Here is a 26,790-nt window from a genome sequence, read left to right as displayed (position 1 = left end):
AGCTGGAGTGTGACCTACTGGAAATGGACGGTGAATCAGATCATGTTCACCTGCTGATAGCTTATCCGCCGAAGCTGGCGATCAGCGTCATGGTGAACAACCTGAAATCGGTTTCATCACGCCGGATACGCATACTCAATACCCATATCCCCCGGCAAAGCAAAAGTGCAGCGCTCTGGTCACGTTCTTACTTTGCCTGCAGTGCAGGCGGGGCAACGATCAAAACACTGAAAGAGTATGTGCAAAGTCAGGCGACACCTGATTAGAACCGCTGCGCGGTTCCCGCTTGTATCCCCGCCCGATTGGGCGAGGGTTTACGCGGAGTTTTGCTAATCTTGATAACGGCACCTTCACCGCTTACCGATTTAATATCACTGATCTCCGGCTGCATAGACCCGATAATACTGGTCAGCGGGATAATATAAATTTCATCACCTAGTGCTACAGAGAGGCCGTCCAAAATCGCGAGAGTCAACGGTAAACGAATACTAATTCGTGTACCTATGCCTTCTATAGACTCAATTTCTAGGCGGCCACCTAACGATATAATGTTTCTCTTAACAACATCCATGCCAACACCGCGACCAGAAACATCAGTTACAGCGGCCGCAGTTGAAAAACCAGGAGCAAATATCAGCTGCCAAATTTCAGAATCTGGCATTGACTCTGATACAGGTAAGCCTTTTTCCATAGCTTTAGACAGAATACGTTCTCTATTTAACCCGCCGCCATCGTCTTGTACCTCAACAACAATATTACCCCCTTGATGTGAAGCTCTGAGTAAAATCGTTCCTGTTTCGTCCTTGCCTTGAGCAGCTCGAGTATCAGGCGACTCTATACCGTGATCTAAGCTATTGCGAATAAGGTGAGTTAGAGGATCTGCAAGCTTTTCAATCATGCTGCGATCTAACTCTGTATTTTCTCCCACCAACTCAAGCTTAACCTTTTTGTTCAACTTACTTGCAAGGTCACGTACAACCCTTGGGAAACGGCTGAAGACAAAGCTTATCGGCATCATACGGATAGACATTACGGCTTCTTGCAGGTCTCGAGTGTTTCGCTCAAGTTGAGCCATGCCATTGACCATTCGCTCATGAATAATAGGGTCAACCTCTGTTGCTATCTGCGCTAGCATCGCTTGCGTAATAACAAGCTCCCCTACTTGGTTGATCAATTGATCAACCTTCTCCACACTGACACGAATAGAGCTGTCTGCTCCACTGTTATTCTTGGCTGCTGGTGTCGTAGCCGACTTACTTAGAGCCTGCTGACTTTGAGCTTTAGCTTTTACTGCTGGCTTTTCTTGCTTCTCAGCAACGCTTTTATCGGCTACTGGTTCAAAAAAACCGTAACCATCAAACTCTGTTTGCTTATTGGTATTAGGCTGAGGGGTAGCTTTGGCTTCTTTTTGATCTACTACGTCAGTAGAATCCGAAGGCTCGGGAAGATCGTCAAAGAAACCATAGCCTGGGTCTACTTCCGCTTGAGTAGATTTGCTATCTGCATCGTTAGGCGTGTTAGCTTCACTTTTCTCCGCTGTTGCACCATCGTCTTCATCGAAGAAACCGTAGCCAGCATCTTGTTCTACTACTGTACTATCTAGTGCATCGTCAGAGCTGTCTAAATCATCAAAAAAGCCATACCCTAGCTCATCCACTTCTTTCTCAATTGCGGCACCAACATCCTCAAAAAAGCCAAAACTACCATCTTCAGCAGATAGCTCTTCATCAAAGGTAAATTGATCGGGCGGCACAATAAATGAAATGAGTTCTTTGATATCGCTTTCTGATGAGTCTGTCCGTAAAGAAAACAGCCAGCGCTCACCGCCTGCTTCAACCGAGTCAATAACAGTTAGCTCGCCTAGTTCTTGTAATGACTCAAAAAGAATATTGGTATCTTCGCCAATATCTGGAAAACCGATCACAAAGGAGTGTGTAACAATAGAGACTGAGGGTTGCTGCTTGGACACGGGTTCAGATATTGGCGCAGAAGGCGCTGACATAGCCCGTTCAGTAGTTTTACCTCCAGCAACGACCTCTTCACCCTTAGCTTTTGCAAGTAAATTATGCAAATCATCAATTACAGCTTTAGAAGGTGTTAAATCTGGTTCCAAGCCCTCTTGATGAGCGTTGAGCAACCCTGAAAGCACATCCCCAGCTTTTAGCGTAACATCAACCATCTCGTCCGTTAGGCTAGTCTCACCTTTTCGCACTAAATCTAATAACGTCTCTAGCTCATGGGTAACATCGGCCATATCATGAAAGCCAAAAGTGCCGCTATTGCCTTTAATAGAGTGTGCAGCTCTAAATACGGCATTCATATCATCCATATCAGGTGACTGCACATCAATATTAAGCATCAGGCTTTCCATTGTGGCCAGATGCTCGGCAGTCTCCTCGAAGAAGAGCTGGTTAAATTGGCTTAAATCAAATGACATGACTCACCCATCTAGGTTATCCAGTGCGGTAGAATTACCCGATCACCTTTTTCACAACTTCTAACAGTTTGGCAGGGTCAAAAGGCTTAACAAGCCAGCCTGTTGCCTTTGCCGCACGTCCTTTTGCCTTCATATCATCACTGGACTCTGTAGTTAACATCAATATAGGTGTACTACGGTATTGAGGTAGTACCCTTAAGGACTGAATCAATGTTAAACCATCCATTTTTGGCATATTCTGATCTGTCAAAACCAAGTCAAACTTGCCAGACTTTGCCTTGTTCAATCCATCTTGTCCGTCAACGGCTTCAACCACCTCGTAGCCTGCGCCTTTGAGTGTGAATGCCACCATCTGACGAATAGATGCTGCATCGTCGACCGTCAGAATTTTTTTGGCCATAAGTTCCTCCAAACACCTATTATTGAGTCGCTAAAATAGTTCAATATCACCGGAGCCCATATCATTATGAGAAACGGGAGAATGCTTCATACTGTTAATTTTTTCTCTCGTCTCGTGCAAACGCTCGCGAATATGACTGAGAATTTCATCAGATGTCTTAGCTGAATCAGCCTTCGTTAAATGAGCCAACTCTTCCATCATGTCGTGAATCATATCAAGACGTGTTCTGGTATGTTCTAGTAGCTGAGAGGTCATATCTTGAAACTGCAATCCAGTAGTTGCACGATTGATATTCTCTTCAACCTCTGCTGCTAAGTAGCGTTGCTGTTCTAAAGCTTGAGCAGAGTTATGGTTGATCTGCTCAAGCTGCTCCATTACTTGCTCAATGCGCTTTTTAGAAGAGCTGGCAAAACCCATATCTACAGAGGATATCTTTTGAATAGAGTTGTCTGCATTAGAAAACGAGCCATGTAAGGCTGTCATTAAGCCACGAATCTGGTCACTGAAGTGCGTGGTTTTCTTAGATAACGAACGAACTTCATCGGCAACAACAGCAAAGCCCCTACCCGCATCGCCTGCGCGCGCAGCTTCGATAGCAGCATTAAGCGCTAGAAGATTAGTTTGATCTGCAATTTCATCAATTTCATCTAGCAATTTTACAATGCCACCAATTTTGCCCGCCATTTCATCCATAATATCAACCAAGCCCATCGCAAACTTACTGGCCTGCACCGCATTATCCATGAAAACTTCAAATGTCTCTGTGGTATCTGAAATAAAATTGGCAAAAATCGAATCGACGTTTTCTCCGCCAGCCAGTTGCTGTGTGATTTGATTGGTAAGCGATTGCTGCTCTTGGGTTTTAGCATGTACTTCGGTGAAATTTTCAATAAGCTGATGAATGGCCTGATCAAGCAAACCTTTAACCTGATCTATTTCTGCACGAGATTCTTTGAACTCGGTGGACAAGCTCAAAGAGAACTCATTGAAAGTGTTTGCTGTATCTTTGGCTAAATCAGGAGCTACATTAGCATTATCAACAAAATCTGTTGGAAGCGAGGCTAATAAAACTGTGGGCAAAACAGATAAAGCTATAGCGACAAAAAATACTAAGTTAGAGTTTAAATCAAAATAGAGACCTGTAAACCAAACAGAAATCGCTAGAAATAAGCCCAGCAACACTCTCTCACGGCGCTGATTCCTAATATTTTTACGCCCAACCTGACTCATCCGATACTCCTGTAACCTTTCACACTGACTATAGCACTAAAAAGGATATAGCCACTTATAATTGTCAATTTCTACTGGCACCCTGAAACGAGACAAAGGTAACACAGGTTGTTCTATTTAGTCATGTTTCATATTATTGAATACATTAGCATTTTATACACATAGACACCCGTTACTTGCTGCCCCACCTAGGCTTCAGCCAGTCTTCCACCATACTAGCAGGCATTGGCCGACTGAATAACCAACCCTGTTGCATTTGCGCTCCACCTCGTACTAAATAGGCGGATTGCTCCTGTGTTTCGACACCCTCAGCCACCACCTCTAGCTTCATGCTACTTGCAATTGAGAGAATGGCATCAACTAAAACACTGTCATTTTTAGAACTATCAAGATCAAAGACGAACGATTTATCTATCTTAATGATACTTAACGGCAGCTGCTTTAAATAGCTTAGCGATGAGTAGCCTGTACCAAAATCATCAATGGCAATTTTAAAGCCTTGGTCTCTGAGCTGCTCTAGCTTCTTAACAGGCTCCCCAGTCGGATCCATAAATAAAGACTCTGTTACCTCCAACGTAATCAACTCAGATGGCAAGTTATACTGCTGAACAATATCTATAAAATGTTCGGTGTGCGCATCTTCAGCACTAATTTGCTTTGATGATAGATTCACCGCAACACAAATACCGGGCATACTCTTTTGCCATAAAGACGCTTGCTTTACCGCTGTCTCAAACACCCATAGGCCAAGTGGAATAATTAAGCCTGTCTCTTCTGCAAGGGGGATAAATTTATCCGGTGAAATCATGCCGCGCTCAGGATGTACCCATCGTATCAAAGCTTCAACTTTTACCGGTATACCTTGCTGATTCACAATAGGCTGATAGTGCAACTCAAACTCTTTATTGCTAATAGCATGCCTAAGATCATTTTGTAGTAACTGCCTTTCTTCCGCCTCTGTTTGCATTGCTGGTGTAAAAAAGCGATAGGTTCTGCGGCCAGCAGACTTAGCTGCATACATCGCTTGGTCAGCATTTTGCAATATGCGCTTCAACTCTTGGGCATCATCAGGGAAAATCGTAATGCCTATACTGGCCGAAATATGCGCCCTGTTATCACCCAATACAAAGACTCTGGATAGCTCTTCAATGATATTTTCCGCCACCTTTCCAGCGTCAGCCACTGAGGTGAACTGCGGCAACATTAATGTAAACTCATCCCCCCCCATACGCGCTACGGTATCAGATTCTCGGGTCGCTCTTTTAAGCCTCTCGGCTACTGATATCAGCAATTGATCGCCCGCTTCATGACCCAAGGTATCGTTCACCTCTTTAAAGTGGTCAAGATCAATAAACATGACTACCCCACGGGTACTATTCCGTTTCGAGTTTGCAATTGCTTGATTTAGACGATCGTTAAACAAAACCCTATTAGGTAGCGCGGTAAGTGCATCATAATTTGCTTGATAACGAATAAGTTCTTCTTGCTCTTTACGATCAGTGACATCAGAAAATACAGCAACATAGTTTTCAACATCACCTCTAGCATTTTTCAATACAGTGATTGATAGCCACTCAGCATACAGCTCACCATTCTTACGTTTATTCCACACTTCACCCTGCCAACGACCTTTGTCGCGCAGTGATTCCCACATATCCTGATAAAACTCTGGGTCTTGTTTGCCAGAACTTAGCATTTTAGGGTTAAGCCCCTTTACCTCTGTTTGACGATAACCTGTTATACGCGTAAAGGCCTCATTCACTGAAACAATCTGATTATTAGCATCACTTACAACAATCGCCTCTGCTGTATTTTCGAACACAGATGCGGCTAACTTTAATCTTTGGGTACTCAAATTACTTTCCGTAATATCTTCGCCAATGCCCGCTATGTTTTTCACATGACCAGCTGCATCAAAAGTTGCAAAACTCATGTTTCTAATCCAGCGGATACTGCCATCTGGCCTTAATACTCTAAACTCAATTTGCTTTAAGGACTCGCCCTGATTTGATAACTGGTCACCCACAAACTGCCTATCTTCAGGATGAATCATTTGAAAGAAGCTTAAACGCCCTTCTAACACATCTCGACTGCTCATATGCGTGATTTGATCAAAACCACGACTCAGAAAATCAACACCAGACCAGTCTGGTTTAGCCAGCCAAAAAACACCTGGAGCATGCTCTGCAAATAAACGAAAACGCTCCTCACTATCTGTCAATGCCGCTTGTGCATCTAACATAGCGCTAATATCTACCAGATCAACAACAAAGCATGCCTCTCCGTCATAGTGGATTTTCTGTAGACCCGCTAGAAATGTAACCACTTTCTGATTGTCGGCACGCCTTAACATTAACTTGTAGTTATTTAATGTTTGATCAATCTCAACTTGCTTCAATAAGAGTTCACGATCATGTGGGTCAGGATAAAAATCTCGAATTGAGCGGCCGACTAAAGCGTCAGGAGAAATGCCCAATAATCGCTGACAGGAGGGGTTACAGAAGCGCACCAACCCATCTTGAGTACGAGTAATCATAATCAGGCTTTGAGCCGCATCGGTTACTGCTCTTAGCTGTGACTCTCGCTGCTTTAGCTGTCGCTCAATACGTTTACCATGGGTCACATCCTGAAAAATACCAAACACCTGTATAGGCTTTTTCTCGTGATTAAGCTCAACGTACCCTTCGCTATGCAGCCACCTAAGTTCACCATCTAACCGCAAAATTCTAAAGTCAATTTGATAGCGCCCACCAGCCTTTAAGGCTTCTTGCTGCGACAGTTGAACTTGCACCAGATCATCGTTATGAACAAATTTTAGATAGCCTTTATCCCTTAGCATTGAACTTGTTAACGGTAAACCAAATAATCGAAGAGCCTCATCAGACCAAAACACCGTATTAGAGGGGATATGCCAAGACCAATTACCAATTTGTCCAACCCTCTGTGCTTGATCCAGCATACGCTGCTGTTCTTCAATTAACACAACAGACTTTAGCTCGCGCAGACGAAGCCATTGAATAGTCCCAATTACGATTAATAAAGTCACTGCTAAAACACGAATCCATGCCTGCCCTGTTAAAGGTTCCGAGAACAACTCATGAGTCGACGCAGCAAGCTGCCAGTTTAGCCCTGGAAGATTAATAAGATGTGTAAGATGCTGACGAGAAAATAGATCAGGGCTACCAAAAAAAACAGCCCTAGATTCACCTTTATCAATAGTTCTAATGGCAATATTGAACTCTTCAGCTAAGGCCAAAACCCCTGTAGATTGGTAAAGACTGTGGAGCAATATCGGAAAAGAGAGTAAACCTACAACTTGCTTGGTTTGCGCGTTTACAATTGGAATACGAACAATAAACGCTGATCTGCCTTGAACTAAAACGTGAGGCCCAGAAAGCTGTACTAAACCTGATTGCATCGCATCTTGAGCCGCTTGAAACTGCTCCGCATGCTGAGCCAAATTCAAGCCTAAAACCGTCTCGTTACCCTCCAGCGGATAAACTCTGGTCATAACGTAGTTTTCATTACTTACACCCAAGTTACTAATCAGGCTACTATTATGAAGAAAGATGCTGGCAATTTGCTCAAACTCAGCGGGTGGCAGATTTTGGTTGATTGAAAGGTAGGTTGATAGGCCTTTAGCGCTGACAATACTAGACAGAACCGTGCTTTCAATACGGGCAGACACTTCTGATAGGCGAGACTGAATCTCAAGCGCACGCTCTTGATTACGCTGATCTTTTAAGGTGTTTTCAAAATAGACCGTGGCAAAAACCACCGCTGCCATTGCTAAAAACATCATCAGCCAATTGACAAAGTAAGCGCGACTATTCACTCAAAAAAAACCTTAAAGTACAATAAATTAGCTTAATGTTAGCAAAAATACATTGTGAAGTAATCTTTACTCGACAACTATACCTTACAACTGTCAATACTAACCTCTGAGTTAGCCGTAATTTTGCACTGCTAACACTTGGGCCGGATAATCAAAAAATTCCTTTTAATTTAAGAGCTGACTAAAGGTTGGCAACAAGTATCGCACCTAGATTTAGAGTAGCCCCTCAATGTAGTCGTCTAATTCCTCACCCGCAAGGTGTACGATAACGCCTTCAGGCAACTGGTTGAGCAACAATCCTGAATGCAACACGACCAACAAACGAGAGCTTAACAAGCGCCCAGCCTCATCCAAATAAGCAATGATATCTCCAAGTGCAATATCATTCATCGCTTCATCGAAAATCATCAAACTATAATCATGCTGCAAAGCATACTCTAAAAACTGCATAGCGCTATCAGCATGTTCAACCCTATCTTTATGCATCGCTAAGCTTCGCCCAAGTTTGGGGCAACATAGCTCAATATCAGCAGCGGCTGTGCCATACAAAATATTCTGCCCCTCTTGGACAATCTCCTTCAGATCCAAAGTCGTAGGGGCTATCTCAAGACTATTATCGCCACCATTACAAAGGGGCAGCTGCACCCAAAAACAGCTACCTTCACCTAAAGCACTACGATAACTCAAAGAGCCTTGCATCATTTCAGCAAGACGCCGACTGATAACCAAGCCCATGCCCGTACCCTCTATATCGCTACCTTCAGCATGTAAACGGTTAAATGACTCAAACAGATGAGCTTGTTCTTCTTCAGCGATGCCATGACCTGTATCACTAACGGCTACTTCTAAAAACTGATTCAATCTAAGCGCCAGTTCAACACGCACAGTACCTTTGGGCTTATTGTACTTGATGGCATTTGAAAGCAAATTCAGTAGAATTTGCTTCACACGTACCGCATCCCCTCTAACGCTATAATTTGAAAGCAAAGAAGGTTCCAATATCAATTGTACGTCTAACTGTTCGGCCATAGGTTCTACTGTTGCGATACAGCTTTCGACAAGGCCAGCAATATTAACTGGGGCTACCGTTAACTCAATACGCCCAGACTCAATACGTTCTAAATCAAGCACTTCATTGATCAACACCATGAGATGATTTCCAGCTTTGTCAATCTCCTCTAAGAAAGCCTTAGGCTCATCTTCTTCAGGGTGAAACTCTTTCAATAAATTAGTAAAGCCCAGAATTGCATTCATTGGTGTACGTAATTCATGGCTCATGCGCGATAAGAACTCTGTTTTGGCGCGACTGGCGTTTTCTGCACTTGTTTTAGCTTGTAATAACTGCACTTGAGTTTCCGCTATTGCATCAGCATTATTCATTGCGGTAATCAAATTGGCACATGTTGTTAGCATAGGCCGTAGAAAGTCGACCAATTCTTGGTTATAACCTTGTGCACGATTTGCAATACCGACCATACCCAACATTTGATCTCGAACCATAATAGGTATACCGAGATAGCTATTGAGCGCAGGGTGGCCAGCAGGAATACCTCCTGAACGCGGGTCGTTAGCAGGATCATTGCTCAACACAAGCTCAGCTGTCTTCAAGGTATGGCCGAATAATGTTTCTAAATTATGAAACTCTAGGCCTTCCTTTGCTTTACTTTGATATAAACGCCTCGTTTCTTCATTCCAAGAAATATCCGTCATAGCAAAAGTTTTAAGATAAACCTGATTTTCAGGGGTATAACAAACCTTGCCAATAAAACCGTATTCACTTTCTGTCAGCGACAGCAGCTCTTGCAACAATGTTGAGAACACCTCCGTTTTGTTCGCCTGTGAGAAATAGCGTAACTGAGTGGTGTAGATCGAAGCTAAAAGGCGGTGATGCTGATGTAAACTTCTCTGCGCCTCCACTCTTTCCGTAATGTCTGAATAAACGCCCAGCACACCAATAGCGCATTGTTTTTCATCAATAATAGGGAGTCGGCTAATTTCTATCTGGCGTACCTTGCCGTTATTCATTTGATAGCTCAGACTTTCATTCAGCCTCGACCTTCCACTGAGCATTACTGAGCGATCAATATTAGCGATTAACTTCGATTGCTTCGTATCTTTATAAATATCCTGATCATAACGCCCTAGAATTTCATCTACTGGCAAACCAATATCTTTAGCAAAACGGCTATTAATACCTGCATATTTGAACGAGCTGTCTTTCCAGTACACGCCTGATGGAATCGTATCTAACACCATTTTCAGCATATTGCGCGCATCATTTAATTCACTTTCGCTCTTTTTTCGGGCGCTGATACGCTGAATATGACCGATGACGGTAGCCACCTTTTGTTCCTGTTGAATTGGCGTACCTTGAATAAGAACCCACTCATAGCTATCAGCGGAGGCAACATGATGATTATCATCAACAAGAGGAGAGGTCACTCGGCATTCATAGTAAAACGACCTGTTCTCTCTAATACTTTTTTGTATGTCGACATAAAAAACCTCTAACTCCTCGGCTGGAATATGTGCGGTAAATGCAGACATAGACAAAGTCAAAGAGCCTTTGGCAACACCCATTAACTTTAAAGCCATTGAGGTGCATATCACCTGATCTTGAGCCACATGCCACTCCCAAGTACCAATAGATGCAAACGACTGACTAAGCTCTAAGCGTTCTTGAATGGTTTTTATGGCATTTTCGGCTTCTTTTTGCTTACTGATATCTTTAACAATAACAGTATGGGCAAAGGCTTCATGGTGGCTAAGCGAGCTGATAGAAACAGTAACGGGGAAAAGAGAGCCATCACTACGTCGTGCCAAAGACTCGAAAGACATGCCTCGACTTAGCACCAATCGCCCTTCATCAGGGCAGTTATCTGTAGTAAAGTTTTCAATTATTTGCCCTAATGGCAGCCCTAAATAATTACTAGCGCTACCACCAAAGATACGCCCCACAGCTGGATTTAATGAACGAATGATATCGTCATTATCAATAGCAAAAATTGCATCCCAAGCTGTGTCAATGATAGATCTGTAGCGTGCCTCTCGTGATTCAATTTCATGAGTTTTCTCACGATGTAACTGTTCAAGCTGCTGGCTTAAAGTTTGACGCATGGCCTGCTCTTTTTTCGCCCTACCAATATTATTATTGATAAGCACACCAAAAAAAGCGGTAATTGAAATAACAACAGCGCCAGAAAATAAGATAAAAACCTTTTGGAAGTAATCAAGCAGCCTATTCGACTCTTCAGCAGACTGCTCAACAGCAACGCCTACACCAAGATTTTTATCCCAAACCCACCCTCCCACAACAGGCTGATTTTGGTAGCTAAGATAAGGCTCTCTTACTTGGTAACCTGAAAGATCAACTTGTTTAAAAGAAATTGTTGATTTCAGCCTAGTATCATCTTGACGCTCCGCCTCAATCTTTAGCGGATAATGTAAGTGCCCACTGCCCAGTACTCGGCTAGCAGATATAATATAACCCGACATATCAAACAAATAAGCCTCCCCTGTTTCACCAAATGCACTTTTATCAAATAAACTATAAAAGCTGCTGTTCGGGTCTATTTCTAGTATCAATAAAGAGATGGCTTGACCTGTTACATTTCTCACTGGCGCTAACGAATAAAGTACTGGGCTATCACTGGCATTAACCAAGGGGGTAGACACCACTGAAAATCCAAGCCAGCCCTGTTTGAGATAACGCTCCAAAGTAGGTAACACCGCAAGAAAATCCTTAGGATCCTGATTACTGCTACTTAGCACCTTTTGATCAGGCCCTAATAAATAGTAATGTAAAAACTCCGACTGAGAGGTTAAAGGCCGCAAATAATCATTCAATGCAAAATCAGTGAGCTTTGCAGATGTGCTTGAAGATGGCGCCAGCAACGCTTCATTCATACGAATAAGCTCGGGCTGACTAGACCAATTGTACACAGCTGCTCTTTGCAGATTGTTCCAAGCGGTATAATGTTGATAAACAGTCCCCGCTTTGGCTTGCAACAAATCTTCTGTTTGCTCTAAATAGTTCTCACGTAGCTGCCAAAAGCTGGCTGTAGCAAGCCCTATAACAAGCAGGCTTGCCAAAACTAAAGAGTACAAGTGGTTTTGTTTTAAGTATTTATTTATAGTTTCCAAAAAGCACCCGTTGTTAAACTCACTGTTAATCTACTCCGATTTAAGTCTAGCACCTCTAACTATATAGACTCTCTCTCAACCCGACGCGCAAATATGTCTAGATTAAAACTTCTTTCATCTTGCGGAAAAAGCTTAATAAAAATGACATAAAACAGACACTATTCTGATACAGAACTATCTTAGCCTGCCCGTTGAAGCTTTTCTTTACCTATCTTAGTTAGGATATTTTATGAGTCGATTCGAAGCGCAAGACCAGCTTAATAACCCTGCACCAGAGACTACCGATTTTGAGCGGATTGTTTCGAATGGGCTAAATCGTCGACAGTTCATAGGTGGCGCTGCTATTGCTGGTTTAAGTGCAATGACAATGGGATGCTCCAGTTTAAACGCTGCTAGCGCATCTACTCCCAACACCCAAAAAAGCTTGATAGGCTTTAAAGCTGTACCTGCCTCTAGCTTAGACACCATTGTTGTACCTGAAGGGTATCGCTGGGATCTATTGGTATCTTGGGGCGAGCCACTATTTTCAAATGTAGAACCTTTCAAAGATGGCGGAATGGGCTCTGCTGAAGCTCAAGCATTACAGTTTGGCGACAATAATGATGGGATGAGTTTTTTCCCCATATCTGAAGATCACGCCATTATGGCCATCAACAACGAATACACCAATTACGAGTATTTATTTCCACATCAAGGCAAAGAGATGACAGCCTCCGATGTGCGCAAAGCACAAGCTGCTCATGGTGTTTCTATTATTGAAGTTCAGCGTAAAGATAATCGCTGGTACTTAGTTAAAGATTCTAAATACAACCGCCGCATCCACGCTAATACGCCAATGGAATTAACAGGGCCTGCAGCAGGCCACCCATTGATGCAAACCAGTGCCGACCCTCAAGGAAAAAGAGCACTGGGCACTTTTAACAACTGCGCCAACGGGCAAACACCTTGGGGCACCTACTTAACCTGCGAAGAAAATTTCAATGGTTACTTTGGCTCATCTGAAACGCTAAACCTAAGCCCAGAAACAAAGCGCTACGGCATAAAAACAAAAGATGCAGGCTATCAGTGGCACGCATTTGATGAACGCTTTGATTTAGCTAAAAATCCTCAAGAGCCGCATCGTTTTGGTTGGGTTGTAGAAATTGATCCTATGAACCCAAATGCAATGCCGAAAAAACGTACGGCCTTAGGTCGCTTTAAACACGAAAATGCAGCACTAACTATCAATAATGATGGCCATGTGGTTGTCTATTTAGGTGACGATGAGCGCGGAGAACACCTATATAAGTTTGTATCAAAGCAACGTTATACACCTGGCAATACAGCAGCCAACCTTGATCTATTAGAAGAAGGTACGCTTTACGTTGCACGATTCAGCAGTGAAATAGGTAAAGTATCTGGTCGAGGTGAATGGTTAGAGTTGAGCTTTGGCAAGAATGGGTTAACACCAGAAAATGGTTTTAATAGCCAAGCAGAAGTGATGATTTTTGCGCGTAAAGCAGCCACCATCTTAGGCGCTACAACAATGGATCGACCTGAGTGGGTTGCTGTTCACCCTTCAGGTAAACAAGTGTTTTGCACACTGACCAATAATAAAAATCGTGGCAAAGATAGGCAGCCTGTTGGAGGGCCAAATCCAAGAGCCAAAAACAACTACGGACAAATCGTACGCTGGCAGCCAGATCAGCAAGACCACACTCAAACTGGATTTAGTTGGGATCTATTTGTAATGGCTGGCAACCCTGAGGTTCATGCTGGTACAGCTTATGCGGGATCTGCAAATATTAACTCAGAGAATATGTTCAACAGCCCAGATGGCCTAGGCTTTGACGCAGATGGTCGTTTATGGATACAAACGGATGGCAAATACTCCAATAAAGGTGACTTCTCAGGTATGGGCAACAACCAAATGTTGTGCGCAGATCCTACAAGCGGTGAAATTCGACGCTTTTTAACAGGCCCTATTGCTTGTGAAATTACAGGCTTGGCATTCTCACCAGACTACAAAACGCTGTTTATCGGCATTCAACACCCCGGTGAAGAGCTTGAGCCATCACACTTCCCTCAAGGTGGTAACCACACTCCTCGCTCCTCTGTTATTGCCATACAAAAAGAAGATGGTGGCATTATCGGAAGCTAAACTGTGCCGCCCTTAGTGGCTTGAAAGGTACATGTGGAGCAATAGGGCAGATAACAGGTCCTATTGCTCGCTAACAAATAATAACATTAACACCACAATGCCAAGGGTTTGCCCTAGGTTTTTAATTAGGTAATATCCTTTACAATTAATTTTAAGTACATAATAAAAATTGGCTTAGATGAGCTAGCTTTACTTCTGTTCAAGGATGACAAAATGCAGTCTGAACAAACAAAAAATAGCTATATTGGCTTAAAAATCATATGGTTCATGAGCGCATCAATATTGGTCTATCGTATAGCTAAATCATTAGGCTGGTTTTGAAAATGCATCAGGCTTTTCTGAGACATACCCCGTCCTCTTTTAGCAAAACGTCTCTTATTCACTAGACTATCGCCAGACAGGGGTTTCAATTCTTGGCTAAAGCGGCTAATTTATACGTAATATTTTATGCTATTTAAGGTAAGTCATTGAAATATGGCTGATTTCCAATTATCTCAACTTTCTCTAAGCATCGGTCTTAAAGATGACGCGACCTTTGCCAACTTTTACCCTGGGGATAATAATCACTTGGTAGAAGCTCTGTTGGCTCAAGTTAGAGGAGAGGGTGAAGTTTTTCAGTATATCTATGGAAAAGAAGATTCTGGTAAAAGTCACCTATTGCAAGCTGTTTGCCACCTAGCCGATGATTATCAACTCAGATCTGTTTACCTCCCCTTAACAGAGCTTGCTCTAATGTCACCGGAACTGTTAGAGGGTTTAGACGAGCTTGATCTAGTTTGTATTGATGATCTCCACCTCGTTGCTGGACGGACTCGCTGGGAAACTGCTTTATTTCATTTTTTCAACAAAATGAGAGATGCTGGACGCTGTTTATTGATATCAGCTGATACTCCACCTATGAATTTAGGAATAAAGCTCCCTGACTTAGCCTCTCGTATGGCATGGGGTGTAACTTTTCCATTACAAAAGCTCAGTGATGAACAAAAAATTGCTGCGCTACAGTTAAGAACTCGCGAGCGTGGACTAGACTTAACTGATGAAGTTGCTCGTTATATCTTACACAGAGGGCCTAGAACTCTAAGAGAGCTTTTTGATCTACTCGCAGCTCTTGATCATGCATCGTTAATGGCACAACGTAAGCTGACAATCCCTTTTGTGAGAGAAACGTTACGCTGGTAATTATGGGTATAACAACTGTTTCAGCGACAGAGCTTAACCAACAATAACAACATAAGCAGAATACAAACTTTTGATTAGAGTTGAGCTGTTTTAGCAAACTTGATCAAAACAAGGAGAACGTCATGACTCAGATTTCAGACCATATTATTGGGAGTATTATTGCCCAATCTAAAGAGCTGATGCTTCTGCTAGATCCTCAAAGCTTAAGCTTTATCTACAGCAATGCTGCCGCAGAGAAATCACTAGGTTATGACGAGGGTGAAATATGCCAATTCCCTCCCCACCAGCTACTACCCGAATTTTTAACACCAGAGCTTGCTGCCTTATTGGAAAATATGGCGACCCTCCCCAATCAGAGCATGCAAATTAATACTGTTTTAATTTCTAAGCTTGCTGGGTTACGCGACTACAGTTTACAAATGCAATACGTGCAAACCGATAGCAAGCGGCTAGTGCTCATTTCCGGTGCAGATGTCACAGAGCGACTAGCTGAGACCGACTCCATACACAATTTATTAGCCAGCACGCAGATGGACTCAATGCTGGATTCTGTAACGGGATTAATGCAGCGTAGTTTTTTCTTACCTCATCTTCAGGCTGTTATAAATGAAGCATCGGATAACAATAAAGCTTTTGGACTGATGATATTGGATTTGGTGAATATTCCAGAAATTAACAGCCAATATGGTCAACCAATTGGAGATCGAGTACTTAGACATATTGGGCAAGTGGTTAAAAGGGTAGTGGATACACCTGAGTATGCTGCGCGCTTTTCGGGTAAGAAACTGTGCTTGGTATTACCCGCTGCAACAAAGTCATCTGTACAAACCTTGGTATCACATTTAATGCGGGCAATTGGTCGCTTAAGTTATGCTGAAACACCTGAGCTCAAAGTTGAAGCACGCCTAGGTATTTACTTTGGTACAGCTAAAGTTGAGCCTGAAGTGCTGCTCGCAGGGCTTGGCAAAGAGCATCGAAAAAAATGTAGCGAACAGGCTGATACATTGGTATTGCTAACGCCAAGCCTAGATACAGAGGCTGCAATATAAGCACTCAAACAGAGTTTTTCTGCAAAGACTGCTCATATTTTTGCCGCTTCAGCTGAGTAGCCGCTAACGCATAACCACCATCGGCACCATCTACAAAGTGAAAGTGCTCTGTACCTGTTTGAAATATCAAGCAGGTGAGTAGTGCCGCTTCCGAGACACTAACCCCGTAGTACAAACGTCCTGCTTTATGCTCACTCTCGAAATAAGCTTCAAGCTGTTCTCTTTGTTCGGGAGTGCCTGCTAACACCATTCGTAACATATCATCGAACTTACGATGGTCTGAATTGGCAATCATATCCATTTTATACTGCCCCCAGTTAAAGCCGCTAATATTGACATTGTGCTGCATCATAAAGCTGCCCACCATCGCGATAACACGCATCTTGATAAAATAATACAGCTTGTAAAAGACACTTTTTCCTGTACTAAACAACCTCTGCTCAGCGCGTAACTTGTCTTGAGAGAGTGTCATACGCATTTTATCGGCTTGCAGTGGATGATGTTCTTGTTGAGTGCCATAAATCTCTGCAATTTTTAATAGCACATTTTGATACATTTGGCTTTGCTGCTCCAATGTCTCACAGCGAGCCTCAATCAATATGGCTACGGTTTCACTCTTTGGACTTGGAATACGGTCCCATCGACATTGCAAACCTGAAAAATCTGCCTCCGCAGGAATATAATCTGGAATACTATAACGCTCGGTTTCTTGCTTCAGCCAATACTCGGCAATTTGTAGCCCACCACCTGTAAACGAAGCTTGTACAGCCGTATCACTCAACCTCAGCTTGCTCACTAACAAGGGTATCCCCTGTGCGCTCAATACAGCCACAGGCACAAAGCCTGTACGTAGCTTTAGGTTGTAAGCGCTTTCAGAGATTGCTGCTGTGCCTTTTAACGCTGCCAATGCAGGTTCCAAACAATCAGGAGGTACGCAAAGAGATGCGCCATCACCACCAAAAATATAAGGAATTTCAAGGCGGTTACAGGCATTAAGTACTGCAATAATAACGCTAGCACCTAAAGTATTTACATCTTGATAACGATTATTGGCAATAGCAGATGTAGAGTTAATGACATCCGCCACAAGCACATACCAATCATCAGGTATAGGTTGATAAGCATTTAACGCTAGTAGCTTATCAAAGCTATCTACGGTGATTAAATCACGGTAGAAGTTTCTGCTATCACTGGCCGTCGAAGCCCCATGAGCAAGCTTGTAGTTTTCAATAATAGTCTGGGACATCTCTACTCCTTTAATTAGGTCGCATGTGATCCTAATGTATAGGGTTATGATACGTGGAATTCACCACAATAGATGTCTGCAAAAGCTTTTTTTATTTCATTACTGGTTGAACAAACCTGTAGCAACCAATGTAGTTTGGTGATTGCGGCCTCACAGGTCATATCATAAGCACTGATTATCCCGCAGTCCGCTAACGCAGAGCCTGTGGCATAGCTCATACTGACAGAACCTTCGGCACACTGACTAAGATTGACTATAACCAAGCCTGCTTGATTGGCATCGGAGAGATATTGCATCAACTGTTTATTTTGATCAGGAGCATTACCACTGCCAAATGTCTCTAAAACGACAGCTTGAATAGGTGCCGAGAACAGCGCACTCAGTTGCATGATAGGTAAGCCAGGGTGGAGTTTTACAACGGCAATTTGACACTCTTTATATGCCAAGTGATTTAATCTTAACGTTGTTAAATAGCCTGTGCCTTTTTGGTCTGTATTTAGCAGTTGGGACTTGTTAACAACCAGCCCCCCCTCTTGCCAATAACCTAATGCCTCAGCATTTGGACTAGAAAATGCCTGATGAGAATAAGTGCTTACTTTCGTACAGCGATTACCTCTTAGTAGCTTACCGCCGAAAGCAACGACCACCTCTTGCAGTACTTGTTGTTGAGCTGACAATAAGGCACCTTCAACATTGTTTAGCGCATCTGATCCATCGGCCTCCAGTGGATATTGAGAGCCTGTTACCACTATGGGCTTTAAAAACCCTTGGGTTAAAAAGCTCAAAGCTGATGCGGTATAAGCCAACGTGTCTGTGCCATGAAGCAACACAAAGCCTTGGTATTGGTCATGCAGCTGCCAAAGCAGTTGTGCCAATTGATACCAGTTCTCCGGCTGGGCATTAGAGCTGTCAATTAATGGCGTCAGTGTGATGAGATTATATTGAGGAAGCACACTTTGCCGTTCATCTGGTAGCGCTGCCAATGCAACTTCTAAGCGCTCAGCCATATTGCCTGCGGGCGCTAAGCCTTTGTCGGTAGGCATCATGCCGATAGTGCCTCCTGCATAGATAATCGCAACAGTCGCTAAATTAGATGGCTTAATTGACTCAGGCATGGCGATATTCCGTTAAAAAGTTGATAAGACCAGAGGCTTACGGGATTATATTAAGAATCAATGCGTTATTAGAGTTTTAAGAATGCATTAGCCCTTAGTATAAAAGAAAATTCGACAAAATAATAAAACATGAGCCAACAATACTTAAAAACCGACTGGTCAGCTGATCTCAGCACCTCCACTTTGAGGACATTTAGATGTATCCCATAGAAACTGCCTCAGTGAATACATTGATCATCTATTTTGCCCATACCCCTAGCGTTAAAGTAAGTGCTTTAATTGCCAATGCTGCTGAAAAAATTAAACAACAGCTACCTGCTGTAACAGATTTGATACCGGCCTACACCTCTCTTCTAGTCTGTTATGACCTATTAAAAATTGATGCTGCTCAGTTACGCCTACAGCTAGAGCAGATATTGCAGAATTTAGAACTAGACTCTCTGCCTGCAAACAGTGGCAAGCTATTAGAAATACCTGTTTATTACTCGACAGAAACAGGTATAGACCTTTTGCCTTTGGCTAAAGCTAAAAATCTATCGGTAGAAGAAGTGATAGCCTTACACTGCGGGCAAGAGTACCGGGTTGCTGCAATTGGCTTTGCTCCCGGATTTGCTTATTTAGGTGACCTGCCAGAAGCATTGGCACAAGCTCGACACTCAACACCTCGCCTTTCTGTGCCAGCTGGCTCCGTTGCTATTGCAAATCGGCAAACAGCAGTTTATCCACTCACCTCACCGGGCGGCTGGCATTTAATTGGGCGTACAACAACTGCGATGTTTGACCGTAGCCTACCTAGCCTTTGCCCCGTAAAAATGGGAGATCGCGTCCGTTTTTACTCAATTAGCAAAGAACAGTTTTTAGATCAGGGCGGGCAGTTAAAACAGGAGGCTGTATAGCATGCTGCATCAAGGTTTTACGGTGATTCACCCTGGGCTGATGGCACAAATACAAGATGGTGGCCGCTCAGGCTTTCAACATGTTGGCCTTACAACGGGTGGGGCGCTTGATGAACACGCTTTTCAATGGGCGAATCACCTCCTGCAAAATCGCTGGGATGCCCCTGTCATTGAAATTAGTTTTGGTGGTTTAAAACTACAGTCACAAGTGGATTGTTTAGTTGCGGTTACAGGTGCAGACTTGGGCTTAAGGGTTAATGATCAGCCCATGCCTACATGGGAAATTATTGCGCTTAGATCAGGCGATCGAATCGAGTTTGGCTATCCTAAAAACGGAACACGTGCTTACCTAGCCGTTAAAGGTGGTTTTCAAGTAGCACCCAGCTTTGGCAGTGTATCTACCGTACAGCGAGAAACCATAGGTGGGCTAGACGGTTTAGGTAAAGCCTTAGGCTTCGGCGATCAACTGCCTTGTGTAGAATCAGATCATAGGCGCGACAGCAAGCTACAAAAACTAATAGGAAAGCGAGTCAGTAACAGCTATATACCCGATTACAATGCTCCACTCACCTTACGAGTCGTATTAGGCTATCAGCAACATCTCTTTCCAGCTCAAGAGCTAGAGCGCTTTTTCTCTGAGCATTATGTTATATCACCTGACAGTGACCGGATGGGTGTGCGTCTGAAAGGTGCGCCAATAAAACCGCTTACAGAAGGTATAGTCTCAGAAGGTATTAGTTTAGGGGCGGTTCAGATTCCGCCAGATGGCCAGCCTATCGTACTGATGCGAGATCGACAGACTATTGGTGGATACCCTAAATTGGGTAGTGTCTACCCACCTGATACTGGCCAGCTGGCACAACGTCATCCTAAAACAGAGGTTAACTTTGAAGTTATCAATCTACATGATGCACAGCAACAGCTGATGCGCTTTTATCGCTATTTCCGCTAAATGGCAGATGCTAAATATTCATATTGCCTAGTTGGAAAATAGTTTTGCTCAAACGCTTAAGATTAATCGTGATAAGTGACTGCTGTTAACTCATGCCCGTAGGCGTTGTTGAGCAGTAGCTGCATCTCTTTAAAAGACAGCTCTACCAGAAACTCACTACCGTTATGTAAAAAAATAGTGCAGGAAATCTCGTCGTGAATATGAATATCCGTGATGTAATCGACATTGATTAAGGTGTCATGAACACTGGATTCTTTGCAAACTGGTAGTTTCAAAAATGGGTTACGGCCGCGATTCATCTCTTATATCCCTAATCATTTGAGCAATAAGAACTAGAGTTTAGGATAATTGTTTTGCAATAGGTAGAAATACTCTACACTCACCACCAGTTGTTATTGAATAACATTTACAATGCATTATTGAAAGCTAGAGGCCAGCTATGCCGATACAAGCCATCCCTACTCACATCATCACAGGCTTTCTAGGGGTTGGAAAAACCACGGCTATTCGTCACCTGTTAACTCAAAAACCAGAGCAAGAAAATTGGGTTATATTGGTGAACGAATTTGGCCAAATAGGCATAGATCAAGCAGGCTATGAGGATCAGGATGGCATTCAAGTACAGGCTTTAGCTGGAGGCTGCATCTGCTGTAGCTTAGGTGTTGTGCTGTCTGCTAGCTTAGTTAAATTGATTCGCCGCTATAAACCTGATCGCATTATTATTGAGCCAACAGGCATTGGTCATCCCGCAGGAATTTTAGACACACTCACCAGCCCACAGTTTGCAAAAGCACTAGATGTTCGTGCATTAATCTGTTTGGTTGACCCAAGGGCGTTAGACGATGCCCGTACCCGCGAGCATGAGATTTTTCAAGACCAGCTTAGCCTAGCGGACATATTAGTCATCAATAAGACCGATCTTGCCAGCGAAGCACAAACTACCCGCTTTCAAAAAGCTGCACGCTCTATGTTTCCGCCGAAACAGTTAGTCTGCCAAGCTCAACAAGGTATTATCCCTATCGAATTACTGGCCTATGGCCGACAAGGGGATTATCGTGCAGTTGGCAGCGCAGCGGATGCAGGACACCATGCCAAATCAAGCGCGGCTTACAGCTTCAGTGCGCCCCTTGCCAATGGATTGTTGTCAAACAAGTCTAATACGCTTTCACTCAAGCCGACCAATGTAGAGCAAGGTCAAAACTTTGACGCAAGGCTACAGTCGCAAGTCAGCAAAGGACAGCCAATTTACCGCGCAGGTTCTGGAGCTGGCGTTTATACTTTGGGCTGGTTATGCCATAGCGAAGACCAATTTGATCAACAAAAAGTACTCGTATGGCTTGATCAATTGGCCGCTCAAGAACCCAGCCTGTTACGCATTAAGGCGGTATTCAGAGTGGAGAATCAATGGCTTTTTTATAACCGAGTAGGGCAAGAAAGCAGCCTATATCCCATCGCCTATCGTCGAGACTCCCGTTTCGAACTGATTAGCGAAACAGCTCTAGAACCCTCATCCCTACAAGCGAGCCTGCTAGGCTGTTTAGTCAAAAGCACTGACTGATACGCCGAATCCCCTCGTCCACTTGCTCCGGTGGACAAGCACAACAGTTGATGCGCAGATAGCGGTTATAAAGATCACTGGTTGGCGAAAACACATTACCCGGCAGAAACATCACGCCTTTTTCCAGCGCTTTTCGATGCAACGGCATTGCACTGTAAGGCGTTGGCAACTCAATCCATAAAACAAAGCCAGCCTCAGGAATTGAAACCCTAGTCCCTTGGGGAAAACGCTGCAAAATCCATTCACGTACTTGTTGGACACGATGTGCATGAATGGCGGCATTTTTCTTCGCAGCCCGCTGATACTGACCATTGCTCAGCATCTGCGCCACACTCAGTTGGCAAGGGGTACTCACACTGACATTGGTGAGAAACTTGGTTAACGCTGGCGGCTCATTTTGTCCGGCACTGAGTAGCCAACCCACTCTCAACGCAGGCGACAAGGTTTTAGAAAAGGAACCACATTGGCTCACAATCCCATAAGGGTCCAAAGCCCGCAGGGGTTTAATTCCGTTATTCTGATACACCAAATCAATATTGATCACATCCTCAATCAGCGGTGTACCGTGAGTATGACAAAGCTCAATTAATGCTTTCTTATGCTCATCTTGCATGATAAATCCTAGCGGATTTTGTCCCACTGGATTGACGACACAGGCGTTGATTCGAATAGCCGACATCATATTGGCCAGATACTTCAGATCAATACCAGTTTGCGGCGAAGTCGGAATCTCCAACGCCTTTAACCCTAAGGTTTCTAATAACTGCAAAATTGAAAAATAGGTGGGGGATTCTACCGCTACAATATCACCCGCTTTGGTGGTTTGAATCAGCGCCAAGCGCAAGGCTTCAGTACAACCATTGGTGATAAGCAACTGTTCTGGTTGGCAGTAAACCGACTTTTGTTTCAAATAATCAGCCAGTGCTCGCTGTAACACTGGTTCGCCCCCTGATGGGCTATAACCCCCATACGCCCAATGACTTTTACGGCTGATCTGTCGTTGCACTCTGCCTAACTCTGTCAGCGGTAATAATGCCGGTTCTGGTACGGCTGTACCTAGATTGATTACTGACTGTTTACGAGCCAACGAGAGCATATTCACCACCAGCTCACTGACGTTAACCCGCTCCGCACCCGGCAAAGGCGCTGGAATTTGCGGTTGTAGATCATGATGGTGATCTTGAGGGCGCAAAAAGTAGCCTGCCCTTGGCTTCACCTGCACCATGCCTTCATCAATTAACTGCTGATAAGCATACTGCGCCGTACTTAGGCTGATCTGATAGTCGTGGCTAATCTGGCGTAAGCTAGGTAAACGTTGGTTCGCTTGATAAGCTTTTTCTATTAAATCACACTTTATCTGCTGGCTAATTTGATAATACAGATTATGGCTATTGTTCGATTTTTCGGCTTTATTTGTCATCTGTATGCTCAATTTTACATCTGTATGGGGTTATTTAGCATATCTGTCACTGTTCTGTTTGCCTATCTCATTTTAATAATGAAGAATAGAAAACTGCCAATCAAAACGTTTGGCCTGTTTTGATCGTTTGCCCCCGAGTTGCAAGGAATACTGATGAACCAAGCGAATACTCCTGAAGCTTCAACTGAAGCTCAGACTATCACTCCAAAACTATCTCGTTATGCCACACGTTTACCTAGCTCTCCGGTGCGCGAAATTTTATCGGTCAGTCAGCAACCGGGCATGATCTCTTTTGCTGGTGGCTTACCTGATGCTTCAGTCATGCCCACTCTGCCTGTTTCTGACAGTTACGCTAACGTCATGCAATACGGCACCTCTGATGGCGAAGGCATTCTGAAGCAAAACCTTGTGAAGTGGTTGGCCAGTGAAGGATTTGAATGCTCTGCTGAATACGTCATGATCACCTCTGGCTCGCAGCAGGGTTTAGACCTTGTCTCTCGCCTATTGGTTGATGAAGGTAGTGAAGTGATCGTTGAAGATCCAACCTATCTTGCCATGCTACAGCTATTGAAAGGCCTAGGCGCTAAACTATTGCCAATCAATCTAGGCGAGAATGGCGTTGATCTTGAAAGTCTTGAGCAACAGCTGAAAAACAGCCAAGCGCGCATGATCTATCTGATTCCAACCTTCCAGAACCCAACAGGGTACTGCTACACCGAAGCTGAGCGTATTGCAGTGGCCGAGCTGATCGACCGTTATCAAGTAACGCTAGTGGAAGATGACCCTTACCGCGTATTGAACTTTGACGGCGTATTCACTCGCCCAATCTGCCATTACCTAAAAACAGCGACTTGGGTTTACTTGGGATCATTCTCTAAAATGCTATGGCCAGGCTTACGCACAGGCTTTATGGTCGCGCACCCTGCCCTGTTCCCTTGGCTGATGCGCTCTAAGCAAGCGGCAGACCTACACAGCAACCGCTTAGGCCAAGCGATTATCGCAGAATATCTACAGCAAGGGTTATTAGCCGATCACGTGGCCAAACTACAGGCACACTACAAAGAAAAACGTGATTACATGCAAACCCTGCTAAAAACGCACCTGCCAGCAACCGTTCGCTGGCGCTTGCCTTCAGGCGGCATGTTCTTCTGGTTAGAACTGGATCAAGACACTCGCCAAGTGCTGGTAAAAGGCATCGAGTCTGGCGTGGTGGTACTACCAGGTACTGCATTTGCGGTAGAAAAATCAGCGGATCATACACTGCGTTTAAGCTTCAGTCAGATGAAGCCTGCGGATATGGAAGAGGGCATTAAGCGCCTTGCGAAAGTATTGGCGCAGCTACAAGCCTAATCAACTGACCAAAGCCCCTACTCAGGGGCTTTGGTTTATTGGCGGGTTAAATCTCCTGCTTATCCTTAAAGTCACACAGATCTTCAATCACACAAGCCCCACAACGCGGCTTTCTGGCGATGCAAATATAGCGCCCGTGTAAAATCAGCCAGTGATGGGCGTCTTGCTTGTAGAGTTTAGGCACGTGGCGTAACAACTTTTGCTCAACCTCATCCACATTTTTGCCCTTCGCTAAACCCGTTCGGTTACTGACCCTAAAGATATGCGTATCCACCGCAATCGTAGGATGACCAAAAGCCGTATTCAGCACCACATTCGCAGTTTTACGCCCCACACCGGGCAGCGCCTCAAGCGCAATGCGATTATCCGGCACTTCACCATTATGCTGATCCAATAAGATGCGGCAGGTTTTAATCACGTTTTCCGCTTTGCTATTAAACAAGCCAATGGTTTTGATATAACTTTTCAACCCTTCTACGCCAAGGTCATAAATGGCCTGCGGGGTATTGGCAACAGGATAAAGCTTGTCGGTGGCTTTATTCACTCCAACATCAGTGGCTTGGGCGGATAAGATCACCGCAATCAGCAGCTCAAAAGGCGTGCTGTAGTTCAACTCAGTGGTGGGATGGGGGTTTTCAGCCTGCAAACGAGCAAAAATCTGTTGGCGCTTTTCCGCGTTCATAATCTTCCGCTTAGCTTTTGTCTAATAACATCAAGGGGATAGAACCGCATTATTCCAGTCCTTTACCTATTCGCCAACCTTAATAAAGTCTGTGTGGGTTTCGCTATAAGGTAAAATAAACTACTACAGGTAGGTATTACTTTTTGATTTCTGAATACCATCCCTTTAGCAGAAACCTATGAAGCTTAGCTTTTTGTGTAGCAAAGCGGTAGCTGGGGATTAGAGCACCCCGGCTACCCAATTAGAAGTAAGTCATGCCATTACTATTTTTCTGAAAATTTCAGATCTTGTAACTCTAGATTTTCGGTTATTGGTTCCAGCATACATATAGCCATAATAAACACCAAAATCATTATCTTTATTATTTTTGCTTAAAAGTACATTTTTTTCAAATGACTCTAAGTTATCTTTAAAGCTTACCGGGATATTAATAGCCATACAGATTTCTACAATTAGCGTAAAAAAATTGGACTTTCTAAACCAAATTGAATCGAGACTGAGATCTAAAGATTTAACAATTGAAATCGAATTTAAAATAATTGACTTAACTTTATGATAGTTTGGATATTCTTCGTTAAACTCTGCAATACATTTTTCAAGCTCACTATCTCTATGATAGTAACCTCCACGTTCTAAAGTAGACATAACTTGAAGAAAAAAGTGCACATCTGCCATTCTTGTAAATTCTGAGTCGTGAAAAACCCCGAACTCTTCAAGCTCTATATCATTAGATAATTCTTTTGCAGCTTGAATAAATTTCCCGTCATAAATTGCATTTTGCACCTCAATGTCTGACAGCTTGAATTTTGTCAGATTTATTCTCGGCGGTTGCAGACTCTGAGTGCAACACGCTACTGAACTAATGTGGTGGTATTATATTCTTTCGCCATCACTTCACTAATTACTTCAATGGGGCATCGGTATTCAAAACGCTGCCGAGGCCTGATATTCAACTCATAAGCAATCGCATCCAACTGCTCCTGACTGTGCACTGACAGATCCGTTCCTTTAGGTAAATATTGGCGGATTAGGCCATTGATATTCTCATTGCTTCCCCGCTGCCACGGACTGTGTGGATCACAAAAATAGATCGCTACACCTGTACGTTGCGTGATTTCCGCATGCTTAGCCATCTCTTTGCCTTGGTCATAGGTCATA

At 43.6% G+C, this 26,790-nt stretch carries 20 protein-coding genes; 8 read left to right on the top strand and 12 right to left on the bottom strand.

Going from position 1 to position 26,790, the window contains the following annotated elements; all coding sequences use genetic code 11:
• A partial coding sequence (tnpA, locus tag B5D26_RS15320) for an IS200/IS605 family transposase (RefSeq protein ID WP_143833129.1) occupies positions 1-266 on the top strand: 266 nt, incomplete at its 5' end.
• Here tnpA and B5D26_RS15315 read toward each other — a convergent pair.
• The 5 genes from B5D26_RS15315 to B5D26_RS15295 form a co-directional block, all read right to left on the bottom strand.
• Positions 263-2,437, bottom strand: coding sequence for an Hpt domain-containing protein (locus B5D26_RS15315; protein WP_078746591.1), 2,175 nt, complete (start codon positions 2,435-2,437; stop codon positions 263-265). The two genes, tnpA and B5D26_RS15315, sit on opposite strands and share 4 nt — an antisense overlap.
• Positions 2,438-2,471: 34 nt before the next feature.
• Positions 2,472-2,837: a response regulator gene (locus B5D26_RS15310; protein WP_078746590.1), complete on the bottom strand. Its 366-nt coding sequence runs from the start codon at positions 2,835-2,837 to the stop codon at positions 2,472-2,474.
• Positions 2,838-2,867: 30 nt separating this feature from the next.
• A complete protein-coding gene (locus B5D26_RS15305) occupies positions 2,868-4,067 on the bottom strand; it encodes a methyl-accepting chemotaxis protein (RefSeq protein WP_078746589.1) in 1,200 nt (399 codons plus the stop codon).
• A gap of 172 nt (positions 4,068-4,239) precedes the next feature.
• Positions 4,240-7,902, bottom strand: a complete 3,663-nt coding sequence (locus B5D26_RS15300) for a bifunctional diguanylate cyclase/phosphodiesterase (RefSeq protein WP_078746588.1) — start codon at positions 7,900-7,902, stop codon at positions 4,240-4,242.
• A gap of 213 nt (positions 7,903-8,115) precedes the next feature.
• Entirely contained in the window at positions 8,116-12,045 is a 3,930-nt protein-coding gene (locus B5D26_RS15295; protein WP_078746587.1) for a PAS domain S-box protein, read from the bottom strand.
• A 229-nt stretch (positions 12,046-12,274) separates the two neighbouring features.
• On the opposite strand from B5D26_RS15295, the gene B5D26_RS15290 reads away from it, so the two are divergent.
• The 3 genes from B5D26_RS15290 to B5D26_RS15280 all read left to right on the top strand — a co-directional run bounded on the left by B5D26_RS15290 (position 12,275) and on the right by B5D26_RS15280 (position 16,413).
• Positions 12,275-14,185: a PhoX family protein gene (locus B5D26_RS15290; RefSeq protein WP_078746586.1), complete on the top strand. Its 1,911-nt coding sequence runs from the start codon at positions 12,275-12,277 to the stop codon at positions 14,183-14,185.
• A 474-nt stretch (positions 14,186-14,659) separates the two neighbouring features.
• Complete coding sequence (hda, locus tag B5D26_RS15285) at positions 14,660-15,364, top strand: DnaA regulatory inactivator Hda (RefSeq protein WP_078746585.1); 705 nt, start codon at positions 14,660-14,662, stop codon at positions 15,362-15,364.
• A 122-nt stretch (positions 15,365-15,486) separates the two neighbouring features.
• Positions 15,487-16,413 carry a GGDEF domain-containing protein gene (locus B5D26_RS15280; protein ID WP_078746584.1) on the top strand — a complete coding sequence of 309 codons (927 nt, stop codon included), beginning with the start codon at positions 15,487-15,489 and terminating at the stop codon, positions 16,411-16,413.
• Between the two features lie 4 nt (positions 16,414-16,417).
• On the opposite strand, the gene B5D26_RS15275 is transcribed toward B5D26_RS15280, so the two are convergent.
• Positions 16,418-17,659 (bottom strand): DUF3095 domain-containing protein, encoded by a 1,242-nt coding sequence (locus tag B5D26_RS15275; RefSeq protein WP_078746583.1) that lies wholly within the window; start codon positions 17,657-17,659, stop codon positions 16,418-16,420.
• A gap of 44 nt (positions 17,660-17,703) precedes the next feature.
• Positions 17,704-18,774 (bottom strand): asparaginase, encoded by a 1,071-nt coding sequence (locus B5D26_RS15270; protein WP_078746582.1) that lies wholly within the window; start codon positions 18,772-18,774, stop codon positions 17,704-17,706.
• 197 nt (positions 18,775-18,971) lie between these two features.
• Here B5D26_RS15270 and pxpB point away from each other — a divergent pair, with 197 nt between their 5' ends.
• Positions 18,972-19,670: a 5-oxoprolinase subunit PxpB gene (pxpB, locus tag B5D26_RS15265; RefSeq protein WP_078746581.1), complete on the top strand. Its 699-nt coding sequence runs from the start codon at positions 18,972-18,974 to the stop codon at positions 19,668-19,670.
• Position 19,671: 1 nt separating this feature from the next.
• Positions 19,672-20,622 carry a 5-oxoprolinase subunit C family protein gene (locus B5D26_RS15260; protein WP_078746580.1) on the top strand — a complete coding sequence of 317 codons (951 nt, stop codon included), beginning with the start codon at positions 19,672-19,674 and terminating at the stop codon, positions 20,620-20,622.
• Between the two features lie 62 nt (positions 20,623-20,684).
• On the opposite strand, the gene B5D26_RS15255 is transcribed toward B5D26_RS15260, so the two are convergent.
• On the bottom strand, positions 20,685-20,921 hold the full coding sequence (locus tag B5D26_RS15255; RefSeq protein ID WP_078746579.1) for a hypothetical protein: 237 nt from the start codon (positions 20,919-20,921) through the stop codon (positions 20,685-20,687).
• 140 nt (positions 20,922-21,061) lie between these two features.
• On the opposite strand from B5D26_RS15255, the gene B5D26_RS15250 reads away from it, so the two are divergent.
• Positions 21,062-22,180 (top strand): CobW family GTP-binding protein, encoded by a 1,119-nt coding sequence (locus B5D26_RS15250; RefSeq protein WP_078746578.1) that lies wholly within the window; start codon positions 21,062-21,064, stop codon positions 22,178-22,180.
• On the opposite strand, the gene B5D26_RS15245 is transcribed toward B5D26_RS15250, so the two are convergent.
• On the bottom strand, positions 22,164-23,600 hold the full coding sequence (locus B5D26_RS15245) for an aminotransferase-like domain-containing protein (RefSeq protein ID WP_078746577.1): 1,437 nt from the start codon (positions 23,598-23,600) through the stop codon (positions 22,164-22,166). The genes B5D26_RS15250 and B5D26_RS15245 overlap by 17 nt on opposite strands.
• A gap of 153 nt (positions 23,601-23,753) precedes the next feature.
• Between B5D26_RS15245 and B5D26_RS15240 the strand changes: the two genes are divergently transcribed.
• Positions 23,754-24,950 (top strand): aminotransferase-like domain-containing protein, encoded by a 1,197-nt coding sequence (locus tag B5D26_RS15240; RefSeq protein WP_078746576.1) that lies wholly within the window; start codon positions 23,754-23,756, stop codon positions 24,948-24,950.
• 46 nt (positions 24,951-24,996) lie between these two features.
• On the opposite strand, the gene nth is transcribed toward B5D26_RS15240, so the two are convergent.
• From nth to B5D26_RS15225, 3 genes are all read right to left on the bottom strand, one after another.
• Entirely contained in the window at positions 24,997-25,632 is a 636-nt protein-coding gene (nth, locus tag B5D26_RS15235; protein ID WP_078746575.1) for an endonuclease III, read from the bottom strand.
• A 252-nt stretch (positions 25,633-25,884) separates the two neighbouring features.
• Positions 25,885-26,415, bottom strand: coding sequence for a hypothetical protein (locus tag B5D26_RS15230; RefSeq protein ID WP_200810705.1), 531 nt, complete (start codon positions 26,413-26,415; stop codon positions 25,885-25,887).
• Positions 26,416-26,483: 68 nt separating this feature from the next.
• Positions 26,484-26,790: IS30 family transposase (locus B5D26_RS15225; protein ID WP_143833128.1), on the bottom strand; the 307-nt coding region annotated here is incomplete at its 5' end.

Source organism: Oceanospirillum multiglobuliferum (genome assembly GCF_900167095.1).
Taxonomy (GTDB): domain Bacteria; phylum Pseudomonadota; class Gammaproteobacteria; order Pseudomonadales; family Halomonadaceae; genus Oceanospirillum; species Oceanospirillum multiglobuliferum.
This window is presented reverse-complemented; position numbering and strand designations above follow the sequence as displayed.